The sequence below is a fragment of the Streptomyces sp. NPDC005931 genome, assembly GCF_042871235.1.
Classification (GTDB): Bacteria; Actinomycetota; Actinomycetes; order Streptomycetales; family Streptomycetaceae; genus Streptomyces.
Map to the genome: position 1 here is coordinate 68,210 of NZ_JBIAIG010000015.1, position 19,565 is coordinate 87,774.

Genomic DNA, 19,565 nt, shown 5'->3' on the forward strand with positions numbered 1-19,565 from the left:
TCATGAGGAAAGGGAGATTTCGCCCGGATGCGAATGGGGGCGCCGTGTCCGAAGGACCGGGCAGTGAGCGGGTGATCGCGGGCCGGTACCGGCTGCTGTCGCCGCTGGGCGAGGGCGGCATGGGCACCGTATGGCGGGCCCGCGACGAGGTGCTGCACCGCGAGGTCGCCGTCAAGGAGGTACGTGCCCCGGCCGGGCTGCCGGTGTCCGACGTGGAGCGGATGTACGCACGTCTGGAGCGGGAGGCGTGGGCCGCGGCCCGGGTCGCCGACCGCGGCGTGGTGACGGTGTACGACGTGGCGACGGAGGAAGGGCGCCCCTGGATCGTCATGGAGCTGGTCCGCGGCCTCTCCCTGGCCGAGGTGCTGGACGCCGAGGGTCCGCTGCCGCCGCGGCGGGCGGCGCACATCGGCGCGGAGGTGCTCTCCGCGCTGCGGGCGGCGCACGGGGCGGGTGTGCTGCACCGGGACGTGAAGCCGGCCAACGTGCTGATCGCGAACGACGGCCGGATCGTGCTCACCGACTTCGGGATCGCCATGGTGGAGGGCAGCTCCGCGCTCACCATGACCGGCGAGGTCATCGGGTCGCCCGAGTTCCTCGCCCCGGAGCGGGCGCTGGGGCGCACCCCCGGGCCCGAGTCCGACCTGTGGTCGCTGGGCGTGCTGCTGTACGCGGCGGTGGAGGGGCACTCGCCCTTCCGGCAGGACACCCCGCTGAGCACGCTGCGCGCGATCGTCGACGAGGAGTTGCCGCCGCCGCGCAGGGCCGGGCCGCTCGCCCCGGTTCTCGAGGGCCTGCTGCGCAAGGACCCGGCCGAGCGGCTGCCGGCCGAGGAGGCGCTGCGGCAGTTGCGGGTGGTCGGTGCCGGGGGTGCCCCCGGGGTCGGCGCACCCGGTGCGGACACGGCGCGCTCGTCGCCGTACGCGCCGACCGGGGCCGCGCATCCGCAGCCGGGCCCGCGCACGCGCCCGGGGCTCACGCCCCCGGTGCCGCTCCCGGTGCCGCTCCCGGTGACGCCCTCCGGCGCCACCACACGGAACCGCCCCGAAGGCGGCCGCCGGGCCACCGGGGTCCTGGCGGCGGGCGTGGCCGTGCTGCTCCTGGCACTGGCGTGGCTGATGTACGCGCTGGTGAACCGCGGGGACGGCGGCGCGGAGGCAGACGACCCCCGCACCGGGGTGAGTTCGCCCGCAGGGACCGGTGACGAGGAGGCCGGCCGGACGCCGGGCACCGGGCAGCCGTCGCCGACACCCAGTGCGAGCGGGCAGGAGAGCACTCCCCCGGCGCAGTCGGTGCGGGTCACGGTGACCGGCGCGCGTACGGAGTACTCCGGCGTCTGTCCGCCACCGAGGGAGCGGGCGCCCGCGTTCACGGCGACGTTCACCGTGGGACGGCTGCCCGCGGAGGTGTCCTACCGCTGGGTGGCGCGGGACGGTTCGGTGGCCGATGGCCGGTGGCGGACGCTGTCGTTCCCGGAGGGCGGCGCGAGCACCCGGCAGGACTCGGTGACGGTGACCACGTACTCGGAGACGGGGACGGTCGAGAACGCGATCGGGGTGGAGGTCCGGGAGCCGGTGCGCACCACGTCGGACTCCGTGCCGTTCTCGGTGACGTGCGGGACGGAGACCCCGCCGGGCGGGGTCTCGCCTTCTGCTTCGGTCGGCCCTCCTTCCGGCTCTCCTTCCGGTTCTCCATCCGGTTCGGTGCCCCTTCCCTGACGGCTCAGGCAGTGCTGTTGAGGACCGGCAGATAGCCGCCGGACTGGCCGCCCGCCGTGGGGTGGTACGAATCGCCGACGTTGAGCCAGTTCAGGCTGTGCAACCAGGAGCTGCCGGAGCAGATCTCGTGCCCGGTGAAGGTGGGGCGCACATCACCGAAGGTGAAGCCGTGGGCGCGGGCGCGCACGGCGATGGCGCTGTCGAGGTAGTCGGCGGCGTCGTTGATCGCCTTCCGCTTGGTCTCGGAGAGGCCGACGCAGGTGGTGCCGAGCTTGTAGAAGCGGGGGTAGCCGAGCACGACGACACGGGCGTTGGGGGCCCGGGTGCGGATGGCCGAGTAGACGCTGTCGAGCTTGCCGGGGAGCGTGGAGTCGACGTACGACCGCGCGGTGGCGATCCGCGACAGGCAGGTGCTGTCGGACTGGAGCACACAGGTCGTCATGACGTCCGCGAATCCGGCGTCGTTGCCGCCGACGCTGATGGAGACCAGACCGGTGGTGGTGCCGAGCGGGCCGAGCTGCCCGGCGAGAACATCACCCGTACGAGCGCCCGAGCAGGCGGTGAAGGCGAAGCTCGAGGGTGAATGGGCGGCCGCCCACAGGTACGGGTAGGCCTTGGTGCTGCGCTTGCAGTCGCCGCTGGAGCTGAGGTAGCTGCCGGCTCCGACACCTGAGGAGTAGGAGTCACCGAGCGCCACATACCCGCCGGCCGTGGCCTGTTGGGACGCCTGAGCCGCACCGGCACCGGTGAGGGCGGTGGCGACCGCGAGGAGGAACGAGCTCAGAAAGAGGACAAGTCGGGAACGTCTCATGGAACCTCCCTTTAGCAGGATCTCTGCCACAACCGTCGTAGCAACTACGCGTGTTGACCGGAAGTGTCCATGCCAAGAATTTCGCACTCCTTCCCGGAACTGCCCGACTTCTTCACGCGCCTGACCCCGCGACACCGGCGGTCTGTTCAATCCTGGACAAAATCCGGCCGCAGGGACCTTCGTCCCTTGACGCCCCCTACGGGGTGCGCCACATTGAAGCCCGGCATCCGACGCTTCGGGGGGCAAAGTCGGCCATGCAGACTCACGCATCGAGGCAGGACCCACACGCAACGGCCAAATCAGCAAAAACGTGAGGCTCGTTCCAGGTCTTGCCATACGGGGTCAACCGTCAATATCGTCATAGATCTCACCCGCATCGGTCCGTCAGTACATGGCTCCAGGGGAGGGCTCGGGAGCGCGACGCACCGGCGCGGGGCGCGGTAGGGGGGTGCCGTGCTCGGTGGCCGCGAGGTGACCGGGCCGTGCCGCGCGGTCGGCCGCCGTTGTTCCGCGGCCGGCAAGCTTCGCCAGCTCACCCGGCGTGCACGGAGTTCCCTTCCGTCGTGCCGTGTGGACACCAACCCCCCTTTCGAACCGGACGAACAGCCGGGCCGCCCGGGGGCGGGCGGTCCACCGGACGAGAGGGACCAGACTCATGAGCTCCGTTCTTCAGCCGGCGACCGCACACGAGGATCCGCCGCCCGCCGGCAAGTACCGGCCCGTCTCCTCACATCTGGCCATCGCGCCGCCGGTGAGCGTGGTGATACCGGCCATGAACGAGGCGGAGAACCTTCCGTACGTCTTCAAGACGCTGCCCGACTGGATCCACGAAGTGGTCCTCGTCGACGGCAACTCCACCGACGACACCGTCGAGGTGGCCCGTGACCTCTGGCCCGGCGTCAAGGTCGTGGGCCAGAGCGGCAAGGGCAAGGGGGACGCCCTCAACACCGGCTTCCGGGCCTGCACCGGCGACATCATCGTGATGGTCGACGCGGACGGCTCGGCCGACGGCAACGAGATCGTCAGTTATGTCTCCGCCCTGGTCTCCGGGGCCGACTTCGCCAAGGGCTCCCGCTTCGCCAACGGCGGCGGCACCGACGACATGACGTTCGTCCGCAAGCTCGGCAACCGGGTCCTGTGCGCGATCGTCAACCGCAAGTTCGGCGCCCGTTACACCGACCTCTGCTACGGCTACAACGCCTTCTGGCGGCACTGCCTGGACAAGATCGACCTCGACTGCACCGGCTTCGAGGTCGAGACCCTGATGAACATCCGGGTCGTCAAGGCCGGGCTGAAGGTACAGGAGATCCCCAGCCACGAGTACCTGCGCATCCACGGCACCAGCAACCTGCGCGCCGTGCGCGACGGTTTCCGCGTGCTGAGGGTGATCCTCGGCGAGCGCTCCAACCGGAGAGCGCTGCGCCGGCGCACGCACCGTTCGCCGCTGCTGGACACGGTCCGGGGGAAGGTGTCTTGAACCATCCCGGCACCCCCGAGATCTCGGTCGTGATCTGCGCCTACACCGAGGACCGCTGGGAGGACGTCCTCGCCGCGGTCGACTCGGTCCGGGCACAGTCACGGCGGGCCCTGGAGACCCTGCTGGTGGTGGACCACAACCAGGCGCTCCTGGACCGGCTGGCCAGGGAGTACAAGGAGGACGCGGATGCCGCGGGCGGCACGGTCGTGCGGGTGCTCGCCAACGCCGGACCCCGCGGGCTGTCCGCCGGCCGCAACACCGGGATCGCCGCCTCGCGCGGTGAGATCGTCGCCTTCCTCGACGACGACGCCGTGGCCGAACGCGACTGGCTCGAGCACCTCGCCGAGGGGTACGCCGATCCGCGCGTGATGGCGGTCGGCGGGCGCACCGAGCCCGTCTGGGCGTCGGGCCGGCGTCCCGCGTGGTTCCCCGAGGAGTTCGACTGGGTGGTGGGCTGCACCTACCGCGGGCTGCCGCCCGGCCGGGTGCGGGTGCGCAACGTCCTCGGCGGCAACGCCTCCTTCCGCCGCAGCGCCTTCGAGGCGGCGGGCGGCTTCGCCACCGGCATCGGACGCGACGGCGGCAAACACCCGCTGGGCGGCGAGGAGACGGAACTGTGCATCCGCCTCGGCCAGGTCCGTCCCGACGCCGTCCTGCTGATCGACGACCGCGCGGTGATCCACCACCGGGTTCCCGAGGCACGCGAGCACTTCCGCTACTTCCGCACCCGGACCTACGCCGAGGGCCTGTCCAAGGCGCTGGTGGCCCGCAGCGTGGGCACACAGAAGGGGCTCGAGTCGGAACGCCGGTACGCCACGCGGGTCCTGCCGGCCGGCGTGGCCCGGGGGCTGCGCGACGCCCTCCTGGGCCGACCGGGGGGCGCGGGCCGGGCGGGGGCGATCGTCGCCGGGGTGCTCTCGGCGGCGGGCGGTTACCTGGTCGGGAGCGTGCGGGCACGGCGGGACGGGGCGACATACTCGGTGCCGGTGGTGGAGGACGTCCCGGCGGCGCGGGCGGAACCGGGGAGGCACCCGTGACGGACGTGCGTGTGCCGATCCTGATGTACCACTCCGTCACCACCGATCCCAACGGGGCCACCCGCGCGCTGTCCGTTTCCCCGGAGGCGTTCGCCGAGCAGATGGCGGTGGTCGCGGACCGGGGTCTCACCCCGCTCACCACGGCCGAACTCGCCGCCCGCTGGCGCTCGGCACGCCCGCTGCCCCCACGCCCGGTGCTCGTCACCTTCGACGACGGCTACGAGGGCGTGCACCGGCACGCCCTGCCCGTGCTCGCCAAGCACGGCTTCCCGGCCACGCTGTTCGTCTCCACGGGATGGCTCCGCGGGCCGTACGACACCGGCGGCGCCCTGGACACCATGCTGGACTGGGACCAGGTGCGCGAACTGGCCGGCGCGGGCGTGGAGATCGGCGGGCACAGCCACAGCCATCCGCAGCTCGACCAGCTCGGCGAACGCCGGCTGCGCTCCGAGCTGATCCTGTGCAGGGAGATCATTTCGGACCAACTCGGCCCGGCTCCGGCCTCGTTCGCCTACCCCTACGGCTACTCCAGCCGCCGGGTGCGCCGGGCGGTGCGGGAGACGGGGTACGCCCAGGCGCTCGCCGTCGGCAACGCCCTGGCCCGCCGTGCCCAGGGCCCGTACGCGCTGCGGCGGCTCACGGTGCGGCGGACCACGGACACCGCCGAGTTCGAGCGGCTGGTGGAGGGGCGGAGCATCGCCCGCGCCTTCGCCCGGGACCGTGCGCTGACCAAGGGCTACGCGGTGGTCCGCCGGACCCGGCGGGCCGCACGGCTGCCGGTGCGCGTCCGGGACTGAACCGCGCACGGGCGGCGGTCCCGGACCGCACCGGCCCGCCGGTCGGGTCACCCGCGGCACGACCGGCCCATGCCCGGACGGGCGGCGCGCCGTACGCACCCGGAAAACGGGTGCGTACGGTGCCCGCGTGCCCGATCATGGCGGACATGTCCGCGCACCCACACGAGGCACTGCCGATCCGGCTGAACGTCGACGACAGCGACTCCCCGTCCGACGTCGTCGACGCGCTCTTCCTCGGCCGTTTCGCGACAGGCGAGCAGCCGTACTCGCACGCCGTCACCATCGACCGCGTGCGCTCCGGCGCGACCCTGCTGCCGTCCGGCGCCCGTGTGCTGCGCGTCGCCCGGGACGACGACCGCAGCGCCACCCTGGCCGAGGGCGACGGCTGGACGCTGCTGGTCTCCCGCTGGAACCGGGGCGCCGACGTCACGGTCACCGCGACCAGCGCCGAACTCGCGGCGGAGGTCCTGGGACGGGCGACCGACGGGGCCGCGGACGAGCCCGAACCGCAGCCGGAGCACGTGACCATGGGCTTCTGGTACGTCTCCCCGCGCCGCGGCCCGCACCGCACCACCCGGCAGATCTCGGCGGGCACCTGGGAGGAGGTCCGGCCCAACTACACCGCCCCGGTGGCCGACGCGATGGACCGCCTGATGAAGACCACGCCCGAGGACATCTCGGGCCGCCTGCTCCTGCTGCACGGTCCGCCCGGCACCGGCAAGACGTCGGCGCTGCGCACCCTGGCCCGCTCCTGGCGGGACTGGTGCCAGGTGGACTGCGTCCTGGACCCCGAGCGGCTCTTCTCCGACGTGGGATATCTGATGGACATCGCGATCGGCGAGGAGGACTCGGCGGGCAGGGGCCGCTGGCGGCTGCTGCTCCTGGAGGACTGCGACGAACTGATCCGCGGCGAGGCCAAGCACACCGCGGGGCAGGCCCTGTCCCGGCTGCTGAACCTCACCGACGGCCTGCTCGGCCAGGGCCGCAACGTCCTGGTCGGCGTCACCACCAACGAGGACCTGGAGCGTCTGCACCCGGCGGTCGTGCGCCCCGGCCGCTGCCTCGCCCGCATCGAGGTGGGGCCGCTGACCCGCGCGGAGGCGGTGAACTGGCTGGGCCGCGAGGACGGCGTCGGCCGCGAGGGAGCGTCCCTGGCGGAGCTGTACGCACTGCGCCGGGGCACCTCCCCGACCTCGTTGCCGGAGCCGCGGGGGGACGCGGACGCGGGGCTCTACCTGTAGAGCACCGCGGTAGCGCCGGTGTTTTGATGGTCGTATGACCGTGTTCGTCGGCACCTCGGGATGGCAGTACAAGGACTGGCGGGAGGTGCTGTACCCGGCGGGGCTGCCGATGCGCCTCTGGCTGGAGGAGTACGCGGCGCGCTTCGCCACCGTGGAGATCAACAACGCGTTCTACCGGCTGCCGTCGCGGGAGACGTTCGCGGCCTGGCGGGAGCGGACCCCGCCGGGTTTCGTCGTCGCCGTCAAGGCGAGCCGCTACCTCACCCACATCAAGCGACTGCGCGAGCCCGAGGAGCCGGTGGAGCGCCTGATGAGCCACGCCGCCGGCCTGGGCGACCGGCTCGGCCCGGTCCTCCTCCAGCTCCCGCCCACCCTCCGCGCCGACCCCGTACTCCTGGACGCCTGTCTGCGCCGTTTCCCCCCGTCGACCCGGGTGGCGGTCGAACCGCGCCACGACTCCTGGTGGACCCCGCGGGTGCGGGGCGTGCTGGAGGCCCGGGGCGCGGCCCTGTGCTGGGCCGACGTCCTGGCCCGCCCGGTGACCCCGCTGTGGCGCACCGCCGACTGGGGCTACGTCCGCTTCCACCAGGGCCGGGCCCGGCCCTGGCCGCACTACGGCCGTCAGTCCCTGCGAACCTGGGTCCACCGCATCGCGACCACTTGGGCCGGCGGGGAGGACGTCTACGCCTACTTCAACAACGACCCCGGCGCGGCGGCGGTGACCGACGCGACGCTCTTCGCTCGAACGGCCGCGTCGGCGGACCTCCCGGTCACCCGCACCCCGGACCGTCTGACCCCGGCCTGACCCGGAATCCGCTCCGGGCCGCTGGGGCTAGTCGCCGTAGGCCGCCCGCAGGGCATCCCGTACGGCCCCCAGCGCCGCCTCCTCGCTCAGCCCCAGTCGCCGTGCCCGCTGCGCGTACGCCTGAGCCGCCGAGGCCGCCTCCCGTTCCGCCGCCGAGCCCGCGGCGGCGACCACCGTGCCGTTGCGGCCGCGCGTCTCGATCACCCCGTCGGCCTCCAGCGCCCGGTACGCCTTGGCCACCGTGTTGACGGCCAGGCCGAGCGTCCCGGCCAGCCCCCGCACCGTCGGCAGCCGGTACCCCACCGGCAGCACGCCCGACCGGGCCTGCTCGGAGATCTGCGCCCGCACCTGCTCGTAGGGCGGCGCACTGTCGTCGATGTGGATCCTCAGGGTCACGCGCCGATTGTCCCGCACGGGCGGAAAATGAGAGGCACCGGCGACCCGTCCGGCATAGCGTGCGCCTCCATGACCGTCATCGTGCGCGACCTGCGACCCGACGTCCGAGCCGACGCCGAGGGGTTCTCCCATGTGCGCCGCCTCGCCGTGCCGTTCATGCTGTCCACGCCCGAGTCCGTGCTGCACAGCCTGACGCACTCCCACCCGGACGCCCGCTTCAGCCAGCTCGTCGCCGAGGAGGACGGCGAGATCGTCGGCACGGCCCAGGTGAGCCTCGCCCACGACAGCCCGGAGCCCGGCCAGGGTTCCGCCAACATCTATGTGCGCCCGGGTCGTACGGGGCGCGGCGCCGGCACCCTGCTGCTGCGCACCGCCGAGGAACGCCTGGCCGGTCTGGGCGTCCGCAAGATCTTCGCCTGGGTCCTGGACGCACCGGACAACCGCGCCTTCGCCGAGCGGCACGGCTACCGGGCCAGCCGCTCCGCCTACTTCCTGCGGCTGGACCTGGCGAACGGCACCCTGCCGCCGCTCCAGGACCCGCCGCCCGGCGTCGACCTGCGCACCGGCGCCGACTTCGCCGGCGACCCCCACCCGGTGTTCGAGCTGGACGCGGAGACATCGTCGGACGAACCGAGCGACATCGGCACCGAGTTCACCGACTACGAGGCATGGGTCGAGGAGACATGGAGGCACCCGATGCTCGACCTGGAGCTGACCACCGTGGCGGTGGTCGACGGCCGCCCCGCCGCCTTCACCGTGGCCTACACCGACGGCAGCGGCCGCTACGCCACCGCCATGACGGGCACCGCCCGCGCCCACCGCGGCCGTGGCCTGGCCAAGCTCGCCAAGAACGCCTCCCTGCACCGCGCCCGCGCCGCCGGGTGCACGGAGGCGTTCACGGGCAACGACACCGGCAACGGACCGATGATCGCGATCAACAAGTGGTTCGGTTACGAGATCGGCGCCACGGAGGTGCGGTATGTCCGCGAACTCGGCTGACGCGCCCGACGTCGTGGAGGTCGTCCTCGTCAAGGCGGGCCGCACGAAGATCCGTTACCCGGCCGAGCTGCTGGCCGACGACGGCACCAGGGTCACCGTGCGCGCCCCCTGGGCGGGCGAGGGCGTACGCGACTTCGGCTTCGTCCGCTTCGAGCCCGGTGACGTCTTCACCGAGCACTACTGGCGGGACCGCTGGTACTCCGTGAAGGAGGTCCGTACCGCCGACGGCGCGCTCAAGGGCCGCTACTGCGACGTGACCCGCCCCGCCGAGCTGCGCGGAACGGAGCTGGTCGTCGAGGACCTCGACCTGGACCTGTGGTGCTCCGCGGACGGCTCGGACGTACGCCGGCTGGACGAGGACGAGTTCGCACAGAGCGGGCTCGCGGCGGCGGATCCCCGGGCGGCCGCGGCCGCCGAGGCCGCCCTCGACGAGTTGGAGGCCCTGGCCCGCGGGGGTGGGTTCGACGCGCTGGTCGCCTGACGTCACGGTTCCCGGCTCAGTCCGGCACCGCGACCACCGCGTACCGTTCGTCGTCCACCTCCCCGCCCCACAGCGCGGCGTCGTCCGACAGCCGCTCCACGCTCACCCGGCCGCCGAGCGGGGCCAGGAGCGCGGTGAGCCGGTCCGCCGGTATGCCAACGGGGCTCGCCGTCCCCCAGACGCCCTCGACCAGCACCAGCCGTCCGCCCGGCCGCAGCAGCCCGCGCCAGTGCCGCAGCACCCGGCCCGGCCCGGGCAGCGTCCACAGCACGTGCCGGACGAGGACGACGTCGTGACGCCGGTCCCCGACGGGAGGTGCGGCGGCGTCGCCGACGAGGAACGCCGCGTCGCGGCCGGCCAGTTTCTCCCTGGCCCGCGCGATCATGGCCGGGGAGCGGTCGACTCCCGTCACCCGGTGTCCCTGCTCGGCCGCGAGGAGCGAGAGGCTGCCGGTGCCGCAGCCGAGGTCGAGGACGTCGCCCGCCCGCGCGGGCAGCCAGGCGCGCAGCCGGTCCGACCAGGCCGCCCGCACCCGCGGGTCGCGCAGCCCGTGATCGGGTTCCTCGTCGAACGTGGCGGCCCGTGCGTCCCAGTCCACACCGTCGGTGTCCGTCCGGTGACCGTCGTCATTCATGGCCCCAAGGGTGACACCCGCCACTGACAACCGAGGGGTGACCGCGGCCACAGACAGACCGGGACCGATGAGGAACTCTCGCCCGGAAGGTCTATCTCCGTGAGAACACGGAACCCGGTGGACCCTGAAGGAGGCAGCCATGCGCCGTGTCACCACGCACAAGCCCCTGAAGAAGCCGGATGCCCGCCAGGTCCGCGAAGAGAGCGACGAGCGCCCCTCCGGGCGTCCGGAGGTCCGCGAGGACATCGCCCGCACCTGGTGGCCGGAGAGCTGAGCAGCCTCCTCATCCCGGACGCCGGCGCAGCCGCTTGCGGTAGTGGATCCGGTCGTACGGACCGGTGTCCCGGCGCTCCACGACGTCGTATCCGAACCTCGGGTAGATCTCCTGGTTCTCCCACATCATGGCGTTCGTGCAGAGCCTGATCTCGGGCAGTCCGAGGGCACGCGCGCGTGCCTCCACGAACTCCAGCAGCCGTCGCCCCAGTCCCGTGCCGTGGAGCTCCGGGCGGACGGCGACGACGTCCAGGTACAGGTGGTCCTCGTGCACCTCGATCACCACGAGGCCGTTCACCCGTCCCGTGCCGGGGTCGTCGACGACGAACACCTTCCCCGCCGCCACGTTCGCCGCGTGGTCCGCCTCCATGGGCACCGGCACGACGCCCATGCGCCCGATGTAGGTGCTGAAGGCCGCGTCGATCACCCCTTCCACCTCCGGTACGTCGGCGGCTGCGGCGGGGCGGACCGCGTGGTGCGTCATGTGCGAACGGTAACTGTCTGATCCCAGCCTGAGCACTCCCTTAACGCCGCCATAAGGATCTCCCCCCAGGGCCCCTGCCAGGCGATTTCGCGGTTCGGCACGGCTAGCTTCGGACTCGTTCCCCACGGGATCCACCCCCACGGGTTCCCCGAGTCAGTGATCGCTTCGAGGAGTTGCTACGCCATGCCCGCTCGCCGCAAGGCCGCTGTCGCCGTCGGTCTCGTCCCGCTCGCCCTGACCGCGCTGTCCGCCGCGCCGGCGTCCGCGCACGGCTCGATGGGTGACCCGGTGAGCCGGGTCGCCCAGTGCTACGCGGAGGGCCCGGAGAGCCCGAAGTCCGCGGCGTGCAAGGCGGCGGTGGCGGCCGGCGGCACGCAGGCGCTGTACGACTGGAACGGCATCCGCATCGGGGACGCGGCCGGGCGTCACCAGGAGCTCATCCCGGACGGCAAGTTGTGCAGCGCCGGCAACGAGCAGTTCAAGGGTCTCGACCTGCCCCGCGCCGACTGGCCCGCCACCGCCGTGAAGAGCGGCTCGCACACCTTCAAGTACCGGGTGACCGCCCCGCACCGGGGCACCTTCAAGGTGTACGCCACCAAGCCCGGTTACGACCCGTCCAAGCCGCTGGCCTGGGGCGACCTGGATCTGGCCAACCCGGTGGCGACGGCCACCGACCCGGCCGCCGCGGGCGGTTTCTACACCTTCTCCGGCAGCCTCCCGGAGCGCTCCGGCAAGCATGTGCTGTACGCGGTCTGGCAGCGGTCGGACAGCCCGGAGGCGTTCTACTCCTGTTCGGACGTCACCTTCGGTGGCGGCACGGGCGGGACCGGCACGAACGGTGGCGGCGGCACCGCCGAGGGTGACGCGCCCAAGGGCGACGCCGCCGGGAACGACGCGGCCAAGGGCGACACGGCCCCGGCACCGGCCGCCTCCGCACCCACCGAGGCCCAGCTCGAGGCCGCCGCCGAGAAGTCGACGATCGAGAACCACGGGCACGGCGACGACGACCCGGACACCTCGGCGGCACCGGAGGCAGCAGCGAACGACTCCGCCGGCGGCAACCAGCCCAAGGCGGCCGGTGCCGGGCAGAACCTCGCCGAGACCGGCGGCGACGGCAACACGCCGTACCTGATGGCCGGCGGTGCGGCGGCGCTGGCACTCGGCTCGGCCGCCCTGTTCGCCTCCACCCGGCGGCGCGCGACGGCCGGCGGACGCCGGGGCCACTGAACCGGCTCGGGGCCCTGTCCGGCGGCTCAGGCCGGACAGGGCCCCTGTGTGCCGTCACCCCATGTGTCCGGGGACCGCTTTCAGGCACCTACACGTGTCAGCCCAGCACGGAAGCGCACGTGGTGGGTTCGGCATGGGCCGGGTCGAGAGCGTTGGCCACCTCGTGGAAGGCGATCCGGTCGAACAGCCCGATCGCCACGTGTTCGGAGAGGTCGAGCGGGCACAGGTCCTGGAGCAGGACGTTGCGCACGTTCGGCCCGTTGAGGTACTGGTTGCGATACGGGGTGAGCACCTCGTCGTACCGGGTGACGAGGACGGTGTAGCGCACGCCGGGCACGGTGTCGCCGCCCTCGTTGAGCTTGGTCATGAAGTCGGAGCCGAGGACCTGGTCGGCGAGGGCGGGGGTGGCCGTGCTCAACAGGTCCTCAGCGCCCGGGAAGTACGGCAGCAGGTGGGTGAGGCCGCCGAGGGTGGTGCCGTGGTTGTTGGGCGCGATGCCGACGAGCGCGTTCACCTCGGCGGCGCCACCGAGGAACTTGAGGTAGTAGCGGGGCATCATGCCGCCCTGGGAGTGACCCACGACGTCGACCTTCGCGGCGCCGGTCGCGGCCTGCACCTTGTCGACGAACGCGTCTAGTTCTTCCGCCGACTTCTCGATGGGGCCGAGGCCGTGGAAGAAGGGCACGCCGGGGAGCCGGCCGTAGTCGAGGGAGAAGACGCAGTAGCCGCGGTGCTTGAGGTAGGGCGCGAGGCCCAGCCAGTTGTCGACGGAGTTGCCGAAGGTGCCGTGCACCAGGACGACGGGCCGGGGATGGGCGGCGGAGGGCTTGCAGGAGTAGTCGTTCCAGCCGGAGTGGGGCGCGTCGGCGGCGTGGGCGCCGGTGGCGGTGGGGACGGTGACGGCCGCGGCGGCCAGCAGCAGTCCGGCCAGCGATCCGATCACTCTTTTCCAGGGCAGCATCGCGTGATCTCCTTGCGGTTCAAGGGGAAGGTGGGGAGGCCTTACGCCCTGTGATCCGGATCACGAGGATGCTGTTCACCCGTCAAGTTACGGGCCAGTAGGGCAACTGGGAAGTTACGCGTCAGTAAAAACTCTCAGCGACAACCGACGATCCTCCCTCCCCTGCTGATACGGCGTCACCAGCCGGGCCGGACGGGTCCGCCGGGCGCGATGCGCAACAGCCGCTCGCACAGCGAGCGCAGATCCCGCTCACCCAGCACCTCGCCCCAGCCCCGCACCGCCTCGGCCGCCGCCTCCTCCGCGGCCCGGGTGCAGGCCCAGCCGGACGCGGTCAGCACCACCAGGCGGGCCCGCGCGTCCCCGGGATGCGGGCGCCGCTCGACGTACCCCTTGCGCACCATCTCGTCGACGAGCTGACTGGCGGCCTGCTTGGTCACCCCGAGATGACTCGCGAGGTCGGTGACCGTCGCGCCGTCGGGGGCGAGCCGGGCGAAGGCGAAGCCGTGCGCGGGCCGCACCCCCTCGAAACCACGGGCGACCACGCCCTCCTGGATGCGCTGGGTGAGCTCGCCGGCGACGGCGAGCAGGGCGGCGGACAGGGCCATGGCCTCGGAGTTCTGCACGAGGGCATTGAAGCACCCGCGATCGAGTGGTCAAGCAGCTTGACGATATGGTCAATTTGCTTGACCATATCGCCAAGCAACTCGACCCCGTCCCGGGAGGTTCCCCGTGCCCGTCGTCCGTCCGTCCGAAGCCGTCGTCCACGAGATGCACGGCGCCCGTTTCGTCTCGTACGCCGCCCCGTCGACCGGCAGCAGGGAACTGTGCGCCTGGCGGGGCGAGATCCCCGCCGGCACCCGGGCGCCCGCGCACACCGTCAGCCGGGAGGAGATCCTCCACCTGCTCGACGGCGAACTGCTGATCACCCTCGACGGCACCACCCACCGCGTCACCGCCGGGGACACGGTGATCGTGCACGCCGGTGCGACCCTCGCCGTGGAGAACCCGACCGCGCGGGTCGCTGTCTCGTGGGTCACCACCTCCCGCGGCCTGGAGGCGACACTGGCCGACGGCACGCGCATCGCCCCGCCGTGGGCCGGCTGAGGTCCGCCGACGGCCGTCATGCGGCCAGCGCGCCCGGCATCACCGCACGGGGGCCGAACTTGGCCCGCGCACGGTCCGCGACCTCCTCGATGCGGCGGAGCCTGTCGTCCACGGGATCGAGGCTGAGCTGGTGGGACGCCTGCTCGGCGGGGTCGAGTCCCTCGGCACGCAGGGCGAGGGCGCGCACCCGGGCTCGCTGGAGACCGAGCGCCTCGTACAGGCCGTACGCCGCCCTGGTGAGTGCCGCCGAGTGCGCGGTCGGCTCTTGGAGGGTGCGGGTGCGGGTGGTGGCGGACCTGTCGGCATAGCGCACGGTGAGGGTGAGACCGCGGCACACCTTGTCCAGGGCGCGCAGCCGGGCGCCCAGTTCCTCGGCGGCCGAGAGCAGGGCGCGGCGGTGCCGGTCGGGATCGAGTTCGTCGCGGGTGAAGGGGCGTTCGGCGGCGAGGGACCTGGAGACGGCGTTCGGCACGACCCGGCCGCGGTCGATGCCGCCCGCCTTCTCCCGCAGTTCCCGCCCGGCCCTGGCGCCCACCAGCCGCTGGAGCGTGGACAGCGGCGCGGCGGCGACCCGGCCGAGGGTGTCGAGGCCGTACTCGCCCAGGGTGCGGGCGGTCCCGGTGCCGACGCCGGGCAGCGCCGTCACGGGCTGACCTGCCAGGAACTCCCTGACGGCGTCGGGGTCGTCGGGCACCGCGCGGGTCACGCCGGGCACGGCATCCCGCAGCGCCATGCGGGCCAGCATCGGTCCGGGCCCGGCGCCGATCACACAGTCCACGCCGTGCAGGGCCAGGGCGCGGACGCGGATCACCGAGGCCAGCTCGACCGCGCTGCGTCCGAAGTACCGCTCGGCGCCGCGCAGATCGGCCAGGGCACCGTCCGGCGGCAGGGCCTGCACGACGGGTGTGAACTCCTCCAGCAGGCCGAGCAGCCGGGGCAGGGCGGCCTCGTACATCGGAGGCAGCTGGAAACGTACGCAGAGGATGGTCATCCCGCACTCCCCGGACTCTGGTGCCACAATTTCCTTCCCACCGCGGGCCCTTCGCCCGCGGGGCGCAGATCGGCCCAGGGGTGCATCTCGTACCCCGTGGGCATACGGATCCTCCGGTCCTCCATCGGATCCCGGGCCGCGGAACCGGCCGGCGCGGGCCGCCCCTCCGATCCCGCGAGCCGCCTGCGCGCGGGACCGTCACCGTCACCGTCGCCGTCACCGTCACCGGGAACGGGAGCACCGGACCCGGGACCGCCCGGCTCCGCGAGGCGTGCCGCGACCCCCTCCAGTCCCTCCTCCCGGCGCACCTCGAGCAGGTCCGCGAGGTTCCAGACGGCGGAGCCGACCACGCTGAGGCTGCGCGGGCCGCGGCGCTGCACCACCCCGCGCACCAGCAGCAGCCAGGAGTGGAAGACGGTGTGGGCGCAGGCGTCGTGGGAGTCGTCGAAGAAGGCGAGGTCGACCAGGCCCGTGCCGTCGTCCAGGGTGGAGAAGATGACCCGCTTGCCGGAGCGGATGGGCGGGGTCTGGGTGGCCGCCTTGGCGCCCGCGACCAGCACCGTCTCCCCGTGCCGCGCCTCGCGCAGCCGCCGCGCGGAGACCACGCCCAGCTCGTCGAGGAAGGCGCGGTGGTCGTCCATCAGGTGGCGCGAGGCGTCCATGGACAGCACGCCCAGTTCGGCGCTGAGCCGCTCCTCCGGGCTGAGGTCGGGCAGCCCCGCCGAGGCGGTCCTCCGCCCACCGGCCAGCGGGAGTTGGTCCCCGCGCCCGCCCCGGGCGCCCCGGTGCAGTTCGGTCAGGTGCAGTTGCAGGTCACGCCGGTTGGCGCCGAACGCGTCCAGTGCGCCGACCTGGGCCAGGCGCTGCGCCAGCGGGCGGCTGGGCCGGGCCCGCTCCCAGAAGTCGAGCAGCGAGGCGTACGGCTGTCCCCCGGCGATCCGCGCGGCCTCGGCCTCGCTGATGCCGTGCACGTCGGAGAGCGCCAGCCGCAGGCCCCACCGCTCCGTCCCCTTCGCCCCCTTCCATTCCCCTGTTTCAGACACCAGTTCGATCCTGTGTGCGGCCCCCGACCTGTTCACGTCCAGCGGCAGGATCGGCACCCCGCGCCGCCGCGCGTCCGCCAGCAGCAGCCGCTTCGGGTACATCCCCGGGTCGTGGGTGAGCAGCCCCGCGTAGAAGGCGGCCGGGTGATGCGTCTTCAGCCACGCCGACTGGTACGTCGGAACGGCGAAGGCGACCGCGTGCGCCTTGCAGAAGCCGTAGGACCCGAAGGCCTCGACGATCTCCCAGGTCCGCTGAATCGTTTCCGCGTCATAACCCCGGGCCTCCGCGTGCTGCGCGAACCACACCTTGATGCGTCTCTGCGACTCCGGGTCGGACAGCCCGCGCCGCACCCGGTCCGCCTCACCGCGTCCGCATCCGGTCATGATCGAGACGATGTCGATGATCTGCTCGTGGAAGACGACGACGCCGTACGTCCCCTTCAGCGGTTCCTCCAGGTCGGGGTGCGGATAGCGCACCGGCGCCCGTCCGTGCCGGGCCTCGATGAACGGCCGCACCATGTCGGCGGCGACCGGACCGGGCCGGAACAGCGAGATGTCGACGACCAGGTCGTGGAACGTGGCCGGCTGGAGCCGCCCCACCAGGTCCCGCTGGCCCGGGGACTCGATCTGGAAACAGCCGAGCGTCTCGGTGGACCGGATCAGCCCGTACGTCGCCGGGTCGCCCTCCGGCACCGCGTCCAGGTCGATCCGCTCCCCCGTCGCCCGCTCCACCTCGGCCACCGCGTGCGCCATCGCCGACTGCATCCGCACGCCCAGCACGTCCAGCTTGAGCAGCCCGAGGTCCTCGACGTCGTCCTTGTCGAACTGTGCCATGGGGAAGCCCTCGCCGCTGGTCGGCATGACCGGCGTACGGCTCAGCAGGGAGGCGTCGGACAGCAGGACGCCGCAGGGGTGCATGGCGATGCCGCGCGGGAGCGCGTCGAGAGCCTCGACCAGCTCCCACAGCCGGCCGTACTTCTCCTTCTCCCCCGCCAGTTCCCGCAGCTCCGGCAGCTCCTCGAGCGCCGCGCGGGCGTCGCGGGCGCGGATGTGCGGGAAGGACTTGGCGACCCGGTCGATCTCGGCCGGGTCCATGGACAGTGCCGCCCCGACGTCGCGGATGGCGTGCCGCACCCGATAGGTCTCCGGCATCGCGACCGTCGCGACCCGCTCGGTGCCGAACCGGCCGATGATCGCGCGGTAGACCTCGAGCCGCCGCGCGGACTCCACGTCGATGTCGATGTCGGGCAGCACGACCCGCTCCTTGGACAGGAAGCGCTCCATCAGCAGCCCGTGCTCGATCGGATCGGCGTGCGCGATGCCGAGGAGGTGGTTGACGAGGGAGCCCGCGCCGGAACCGCGCGCGGCCACCCGGACGCCCATGCGCCGTACGTCGTCCACGACCTGGGAGACCGTCAGGAAGTAGGAGGCGAAGCCGTGGTGGGCGATGATGTCCAGCTCGTGGTGCATCCGCTCCCAGTACTCCCGGCGCCGGTCGTAACCGCGCAGCAGCATGCCCGCCGTGGCACGCGAGGCCAGCGTCCGCTGGGCGGTGCGGCGGCCGGCGCCCACCAGGTGCGGCTCGGGGAAGTGGACGCGGCCCATGCCGAGGTCGTCCTCGGGATCGACCAGGCACTCGGCGGCCGTGGCCCGGGTCTGCTCCAGCAGCCGGTGGGCGGCCTCGCGCCGGAAGCCCGCGGCCTCCACGATCCGCTCCGCCGCACCGAGCATGGCACCCGGGTCCTTGAGCCAGGCCTCCCCGGAGTCGAGCCCCTTGGCCGGGTCGACGGGGACCAGGCGGCGGGCGGCGTCCAGGACGTCGGCGACCGGGCCGAGGCCGGGGTCGGCGTACCGGACGGCGTTGCTGAGCACCGGCCGGACCCGCTGTTCCGCGGCGAAGCCGAGGGTCCGGGCGGCCAGCCGCAGGGAGCCCGGTCCGGTGCCCGTGCGGCCGTGCCAGACGGCCTCCAGGCGCAGTGCGTCGCCGTAGGCCTCCCGCCAGGGGCCGAGCAGCCGGGCCGCGCGGTCGGGGCGGCCCGCGGCGAGGGCACGGCCGACGTCGGAGTCCGGGCCGAGCAACACGGTCAGGCCGTCGGCGTGGTTGTCGTCCCAGGTCAGCCGCGGAGGGCCGGCAACGGTGTGGGCGGCGGTGACCAGGCGGCACAGGTCGGCCCAGCCGCGGGCGCCGTCCCGGGCGAGGAAGGTGACGCGGGGCGCCGACTCGTCGACGAAGGCACCGCCGCGCACGGGGGTGCGGCGCCGCCCCGGCCGCCGCACGGACTCGTCCGCCTCCTCGGGCACCGACGGGACCGCCACCGCCAGCTCCGCGCCGAACAGCGGGCGGACGCCCGCCTTCGCGCAGGCCTTGGCGAAGCGGACGGCCCCGGCGAGGGTGTCGCGGTCGGTAAGGGCGAGGGCGTCCATGCCCCGTTCGAAGGCGCGCTCGGCCAGCCGCTCCGGGTGGGATGCGCCATAGCGCAGGGAGAACCCGGAGACGGTGTGCAGATGCGTGAAGCCCGGCATCCACACCTCCCGCCATCGAACATCCGTTCCAACCTGCTCACCCCCACCATAAACCAATTCTCGAACGTGCGTACGACAACCGTGAGGGCGCCTTCCACCTGCGCAAACACCCGTGTCCCGGCCCGGAGGGACATGACACGGAGACCCTGGTCACGGAGAGGCGAGGAACGCGGGGCCGCCTCGTGGCACACCCTGCTCGCACTTGGTGCGGTCCCGCTCCGGCCGCTGTTCGGCACCTCCTCCGGGAGCGCCGGCCGCACTTTGGAACCTGCGGGAGCTGCCCCTGGGCGTCGGGTTCCCGTCCGGGGCCCAGCAGGCGGTGATCCGACCCGGCACCACGGCCCTGGTCTCAACACCGGCGGGCTCGGCGTGCCGCCGTCGGCCGGCCCCGGACGCGCTGCCGGGCGGGGTCGTCGCCCCGTGAGGACCCCGGCACGCTGATCACCTCGCGGTGGGCGCGGCCCGCTCGCCCTCCTCGGCATCCTCGAGCGCGGGCGGCACGCTGCCGCCGCTGCTTCCACCGTTCCGGGCGGCGGTGGGCCCGGCTGCGCCGCCGGGCGCCG

The 19,565-nt window shown here is 73.1% G+C and carries 19 protein-coding genes; 11 read left to right on the forward strand and 8 right to left on the reverse strand.

The features are described from left to right. Positions 1-2: 2 nt before the first annotated feature. Entirely contained in the window at positions 3-1,718 is a 1,716-nt protein-coding gene (locus ACFYOV_RS28055; RefSeq protein WP_389092194.1) for a serine/threonine-protein kinase, read from the forward strand. Positions 1,719-1,722: 4 nt separating this feature from the next. On the opposite strand, the gene ACFYOV_RS28060 is transcribed toward ACFYOV_RS28055, so the two are convergent. Beyond that, positions 1,723-2,529 (reverse strand): SGNH/GDSL hydrolase family protein, encoded by an 807-nt coding sequence (locus ACFYOV_RS28060; protein ID WP_389092196.1) that lies wholly within the window; start codon positions 2,527-2,529, stop codon positions 1,723-1,725. Positions 2,530-3,184: 655 nt separating this feature from the next. Between ACFYOV_RS28060 and ACFYOV_RS28065 the strand changes: the two genes are divergently transcribed. From ACFYOV_RS28065 to ACFYOV_RS28085, 5 genes are all read left to right on the forward strand, one after another. Continuing rightward, a complete protein-coding gene (locus ACFYOV_RS28065; RefSeq protein WP_389092199.1) occupies positions 3,185-4,006 on the forward strand; it encodes a glycosyltransferase family 2 protein in 822 nt (273 codons plus the stop codon). Further along, positions 4,003-5,043 (forward strand): glycosyltransferase family 2 protein, encoded by a 1,041-nt coding sequence (locus ACFYOV_RS28070; protein ID WP_389092201.1) that lies wholly within the window; start codon positions 4,003-4,005, stop codon positions 5,041-5,043. The genes ACFYOV_RS28065 and ACFYOV_RS28070 overlap by 4 nt, the downstream gene beginning before the upstream one ends. Continuing rightward, on the forward strand, positions 5,040-5,840 hold the full coding sequence (locus ACFYOV_RS28075; protein ID WP_389092203.1) for a polysaccharide deacetylase family protein: 801 nt from the start codon (positions 5,040-5,042) through the stop codon (positions 5,838-5,840). The genes ACFYOV_RS28070 and ACFYOV_RS28075 overlap by 4 nt, the downstream gene beginning before the upstream one ends. A gap of 146 nt (positions 5,841-5,986) precedes the next feature. Continuing rightward, positions 5,987-7,081 carry a DUF5925 domain-containing protein gene (locus ACFYOV_RS28080; RefSeq protein WP_389092205.1) on the forward strand — a complete coding sequence of 365 codons (1,095 nt, stop codon included), beginning with the start codon at positions 5,987-5,989 and terminating at the stop codon, positions 7,079-7,081. Positions 7,082-7,115: 34 nt separating this feature from the next. Then, positions 7,116-7,886 (forward strand): DUF72 domain-containing protein, encoded by a 771-nt coding sequence (locus tag ACFYOV_RS28085; protein WP_389092208.1) that lies wholly within the window; start codon positions 7,116-7,118, stop codon positions 7,884-7,886. Between the two features lie 27 nt (positions 7,887-7,913). Here the strand turns inward: ACFYOV_RS28085 and ACFYOV_RS28090 are convergent, their stop codons facing one another. Beyond that, a complete protein-coding gene (locus ACFYOV_RS28090) occupies positions 7,914-8,282 on the reverse strand; it encodes a GntR family transcriptional regulator (RefSeq protein WP_389092210.1) in 369 nt (122 codons plus the stop codon). Between the two features lie 69 nt (positions 8,283-8,351). Between ACFYOV_RS28090 and ACFYOV_RS28095 the strand changes: the two genes are divergently transcribed. Together ACFYOV_RS28095 and ACFYOV_RS28100 are read left to right on the forward strand one after the other, a co-directional pair. Further along, on the forward strand, positions 8,352-9,281 hold the full coding sequence (locus ACFYOV_RS28095) for a GNAT family N-acetyltransferase (protein ID WP_389092213.1): 930 nt from the start codon (positions 8,352-8,354) through the stop codon (positions 9,279-9,281). Continuing rightward, complete coding sequence (locus ACFYOV_RS28100; RefSeq protein ID WP_389092216.1) at positions 9,262-9,762, forward strand: DUF402 domain-containing protein; 501 nt, start codon at positions 9,262-9,264, stop codon at positions 9,760-9,762. Before ACFYOV_RS28095 ends, ACFYOV_RS28100 begins: the two co-directional genes overlap by 20 nt. A gap of 16 nt (positions 9,763-9,778) precedes the next feature. Here ACFYOV_RS28100 and ACFYOV_RS28105 read toward each other — a convergent pair whose 3' ends face one another. Continuing rightward, a complete protein-coding gene (locus ACFYOV_RS28105; RefSeq protein WP_389092218.1) occupies positions 9,779-10,396 on the reverse strand; it encodes a class I SAM-dependent methyltransferase in 618 nt (205 codons plus the stop codon). Positions 10,397-10,535: 139 nt separating this feature from the next. On the opposite strand from ACFYOV_RS28105, the gene ACFYOV_RS28110 reads away from it, so the two are divergent. Further along, entirely contained in the window at positions 10,536-10,670 is a 135-nt protein-coding gene (locus ACFYOV_RS28110) for a hypothetical protein (RefSeq protein WP_389092221.1), read from the forward strand. A gap of 9 nt (positions 10,671-10,679) precedes the next feature. Here ACFYOV_RS28110 and ACFYOV_RS28115 read toward each other — a convergent pair whose 3' ends face one another. Further along, the gene (locus ACFYOV_RS28115) at positions 10,680-11,153 is read right to left on the reverse strand and encodes a GNAT family N-acetyltransferase (protein ID WP_389092225.1); all 474 of its coding nucleotides are present in this window, start codon (positions 11,151-11,153) and stop codon (positions 10,680-10,682) included. Positions 11,154-11,336: 183 nt separating this feature from the next. Here ACFYOV_RS28115 and ACFYOV_RS28120 point away from each other — a divergent pair, with 183 nt between their 5' ends. Further along, positions 11,337-12,380 carry a lytic polysaccharide monooxygenase gene (locus ACFYOV_RS28120; RefSeq protein ID WP_389092227.1) on the forward strand — a complete coding sequence of 348 codons (1,044 nt, stop codon included), beginning with the start codon at positions 11,337-11,339 and terminating at the stop codon, positions 12,378-12,380. A gap of 97 nt (positions 12,381-12,477) precedes the next feature. On the opposite strand, the gene ACFYOV_RS28125 is transcribed toward ACFYOV_RS28120, so the two are convergent. Together ACFYOV_RS28125 and ACFYOV_RS28130 are read right to left on the reverse strand one after the other, a co-directional pair. Then, entirely contained in the window at positions 12,478-13,341 is an 864-nt protein-coding gene (locus ACFYOV_RS28125; protein WP_389092229.1) for an esterase/lipase family protein, read from the reverse strand. Between the two features lie 176 nt (positions 13,342-13,517). Continuing rightward, a complete protein-coding gene (locus ACFYOV_RS28130; RefSeq protein ID WP_389092231.1) occupies positions 13,518-13,964 on the reverse strand; it encodes a MarR family winged helix-turn-helix transcriptional regulator in 447 nt (148 codons plus the stop codon). 106 nt (positions 13,965-14,070) lie between these two features. Between ACFYOV_RS28130 and ACFYOV_RS28135 the strand changes: the two genes are divergently transcribed. Then, on the forward strand, positions 14,071-14,445 hold the full coding sequence (locus ACFYOV_RS28135) for a cupin domain-containing protein (RefSeq protein WP_389092234.1): 375 nt from the start codon (positions 14,071-14,073) through the stop codon (positions 14,443-14,445). Between the two features lie 16 nt (positions 14,446-14,461). Here the strand turns inward: ACFYOV_RS28135 and ACFYOV_RS28140 are convergent, their stop codons facing one another. Continuing rightward, positions 14,462-15,436 carry a hypothetical protein gene (locus ACFYOV_RS28140; protein ID WP_389092236.1) on the reverse strand — a complete coding sequence of 325 codons (975 nt, stop codon included), beginning with the start codon at positions 15,434-15,436 and terminating at the stop codon, positions 14,462-14,464. After that, positions 15,433-19,002, reverse strand: a complete 3,570-nt coding sequence (locus ACFYOV_RS28145) for a DNA polymerase III subunit alpha (protein WP_389092238.1) — start codon at positions 19,000-19,002, stop codon at positions 15,433-15,435. The genes ACFYOV_RS28140 and ACFYOV_RS28145 overlap by 4 nt, the downstream gene beginning before the upstream one ends. Positions 19,003-19,565: the final 563 nt, after the last annotated feature.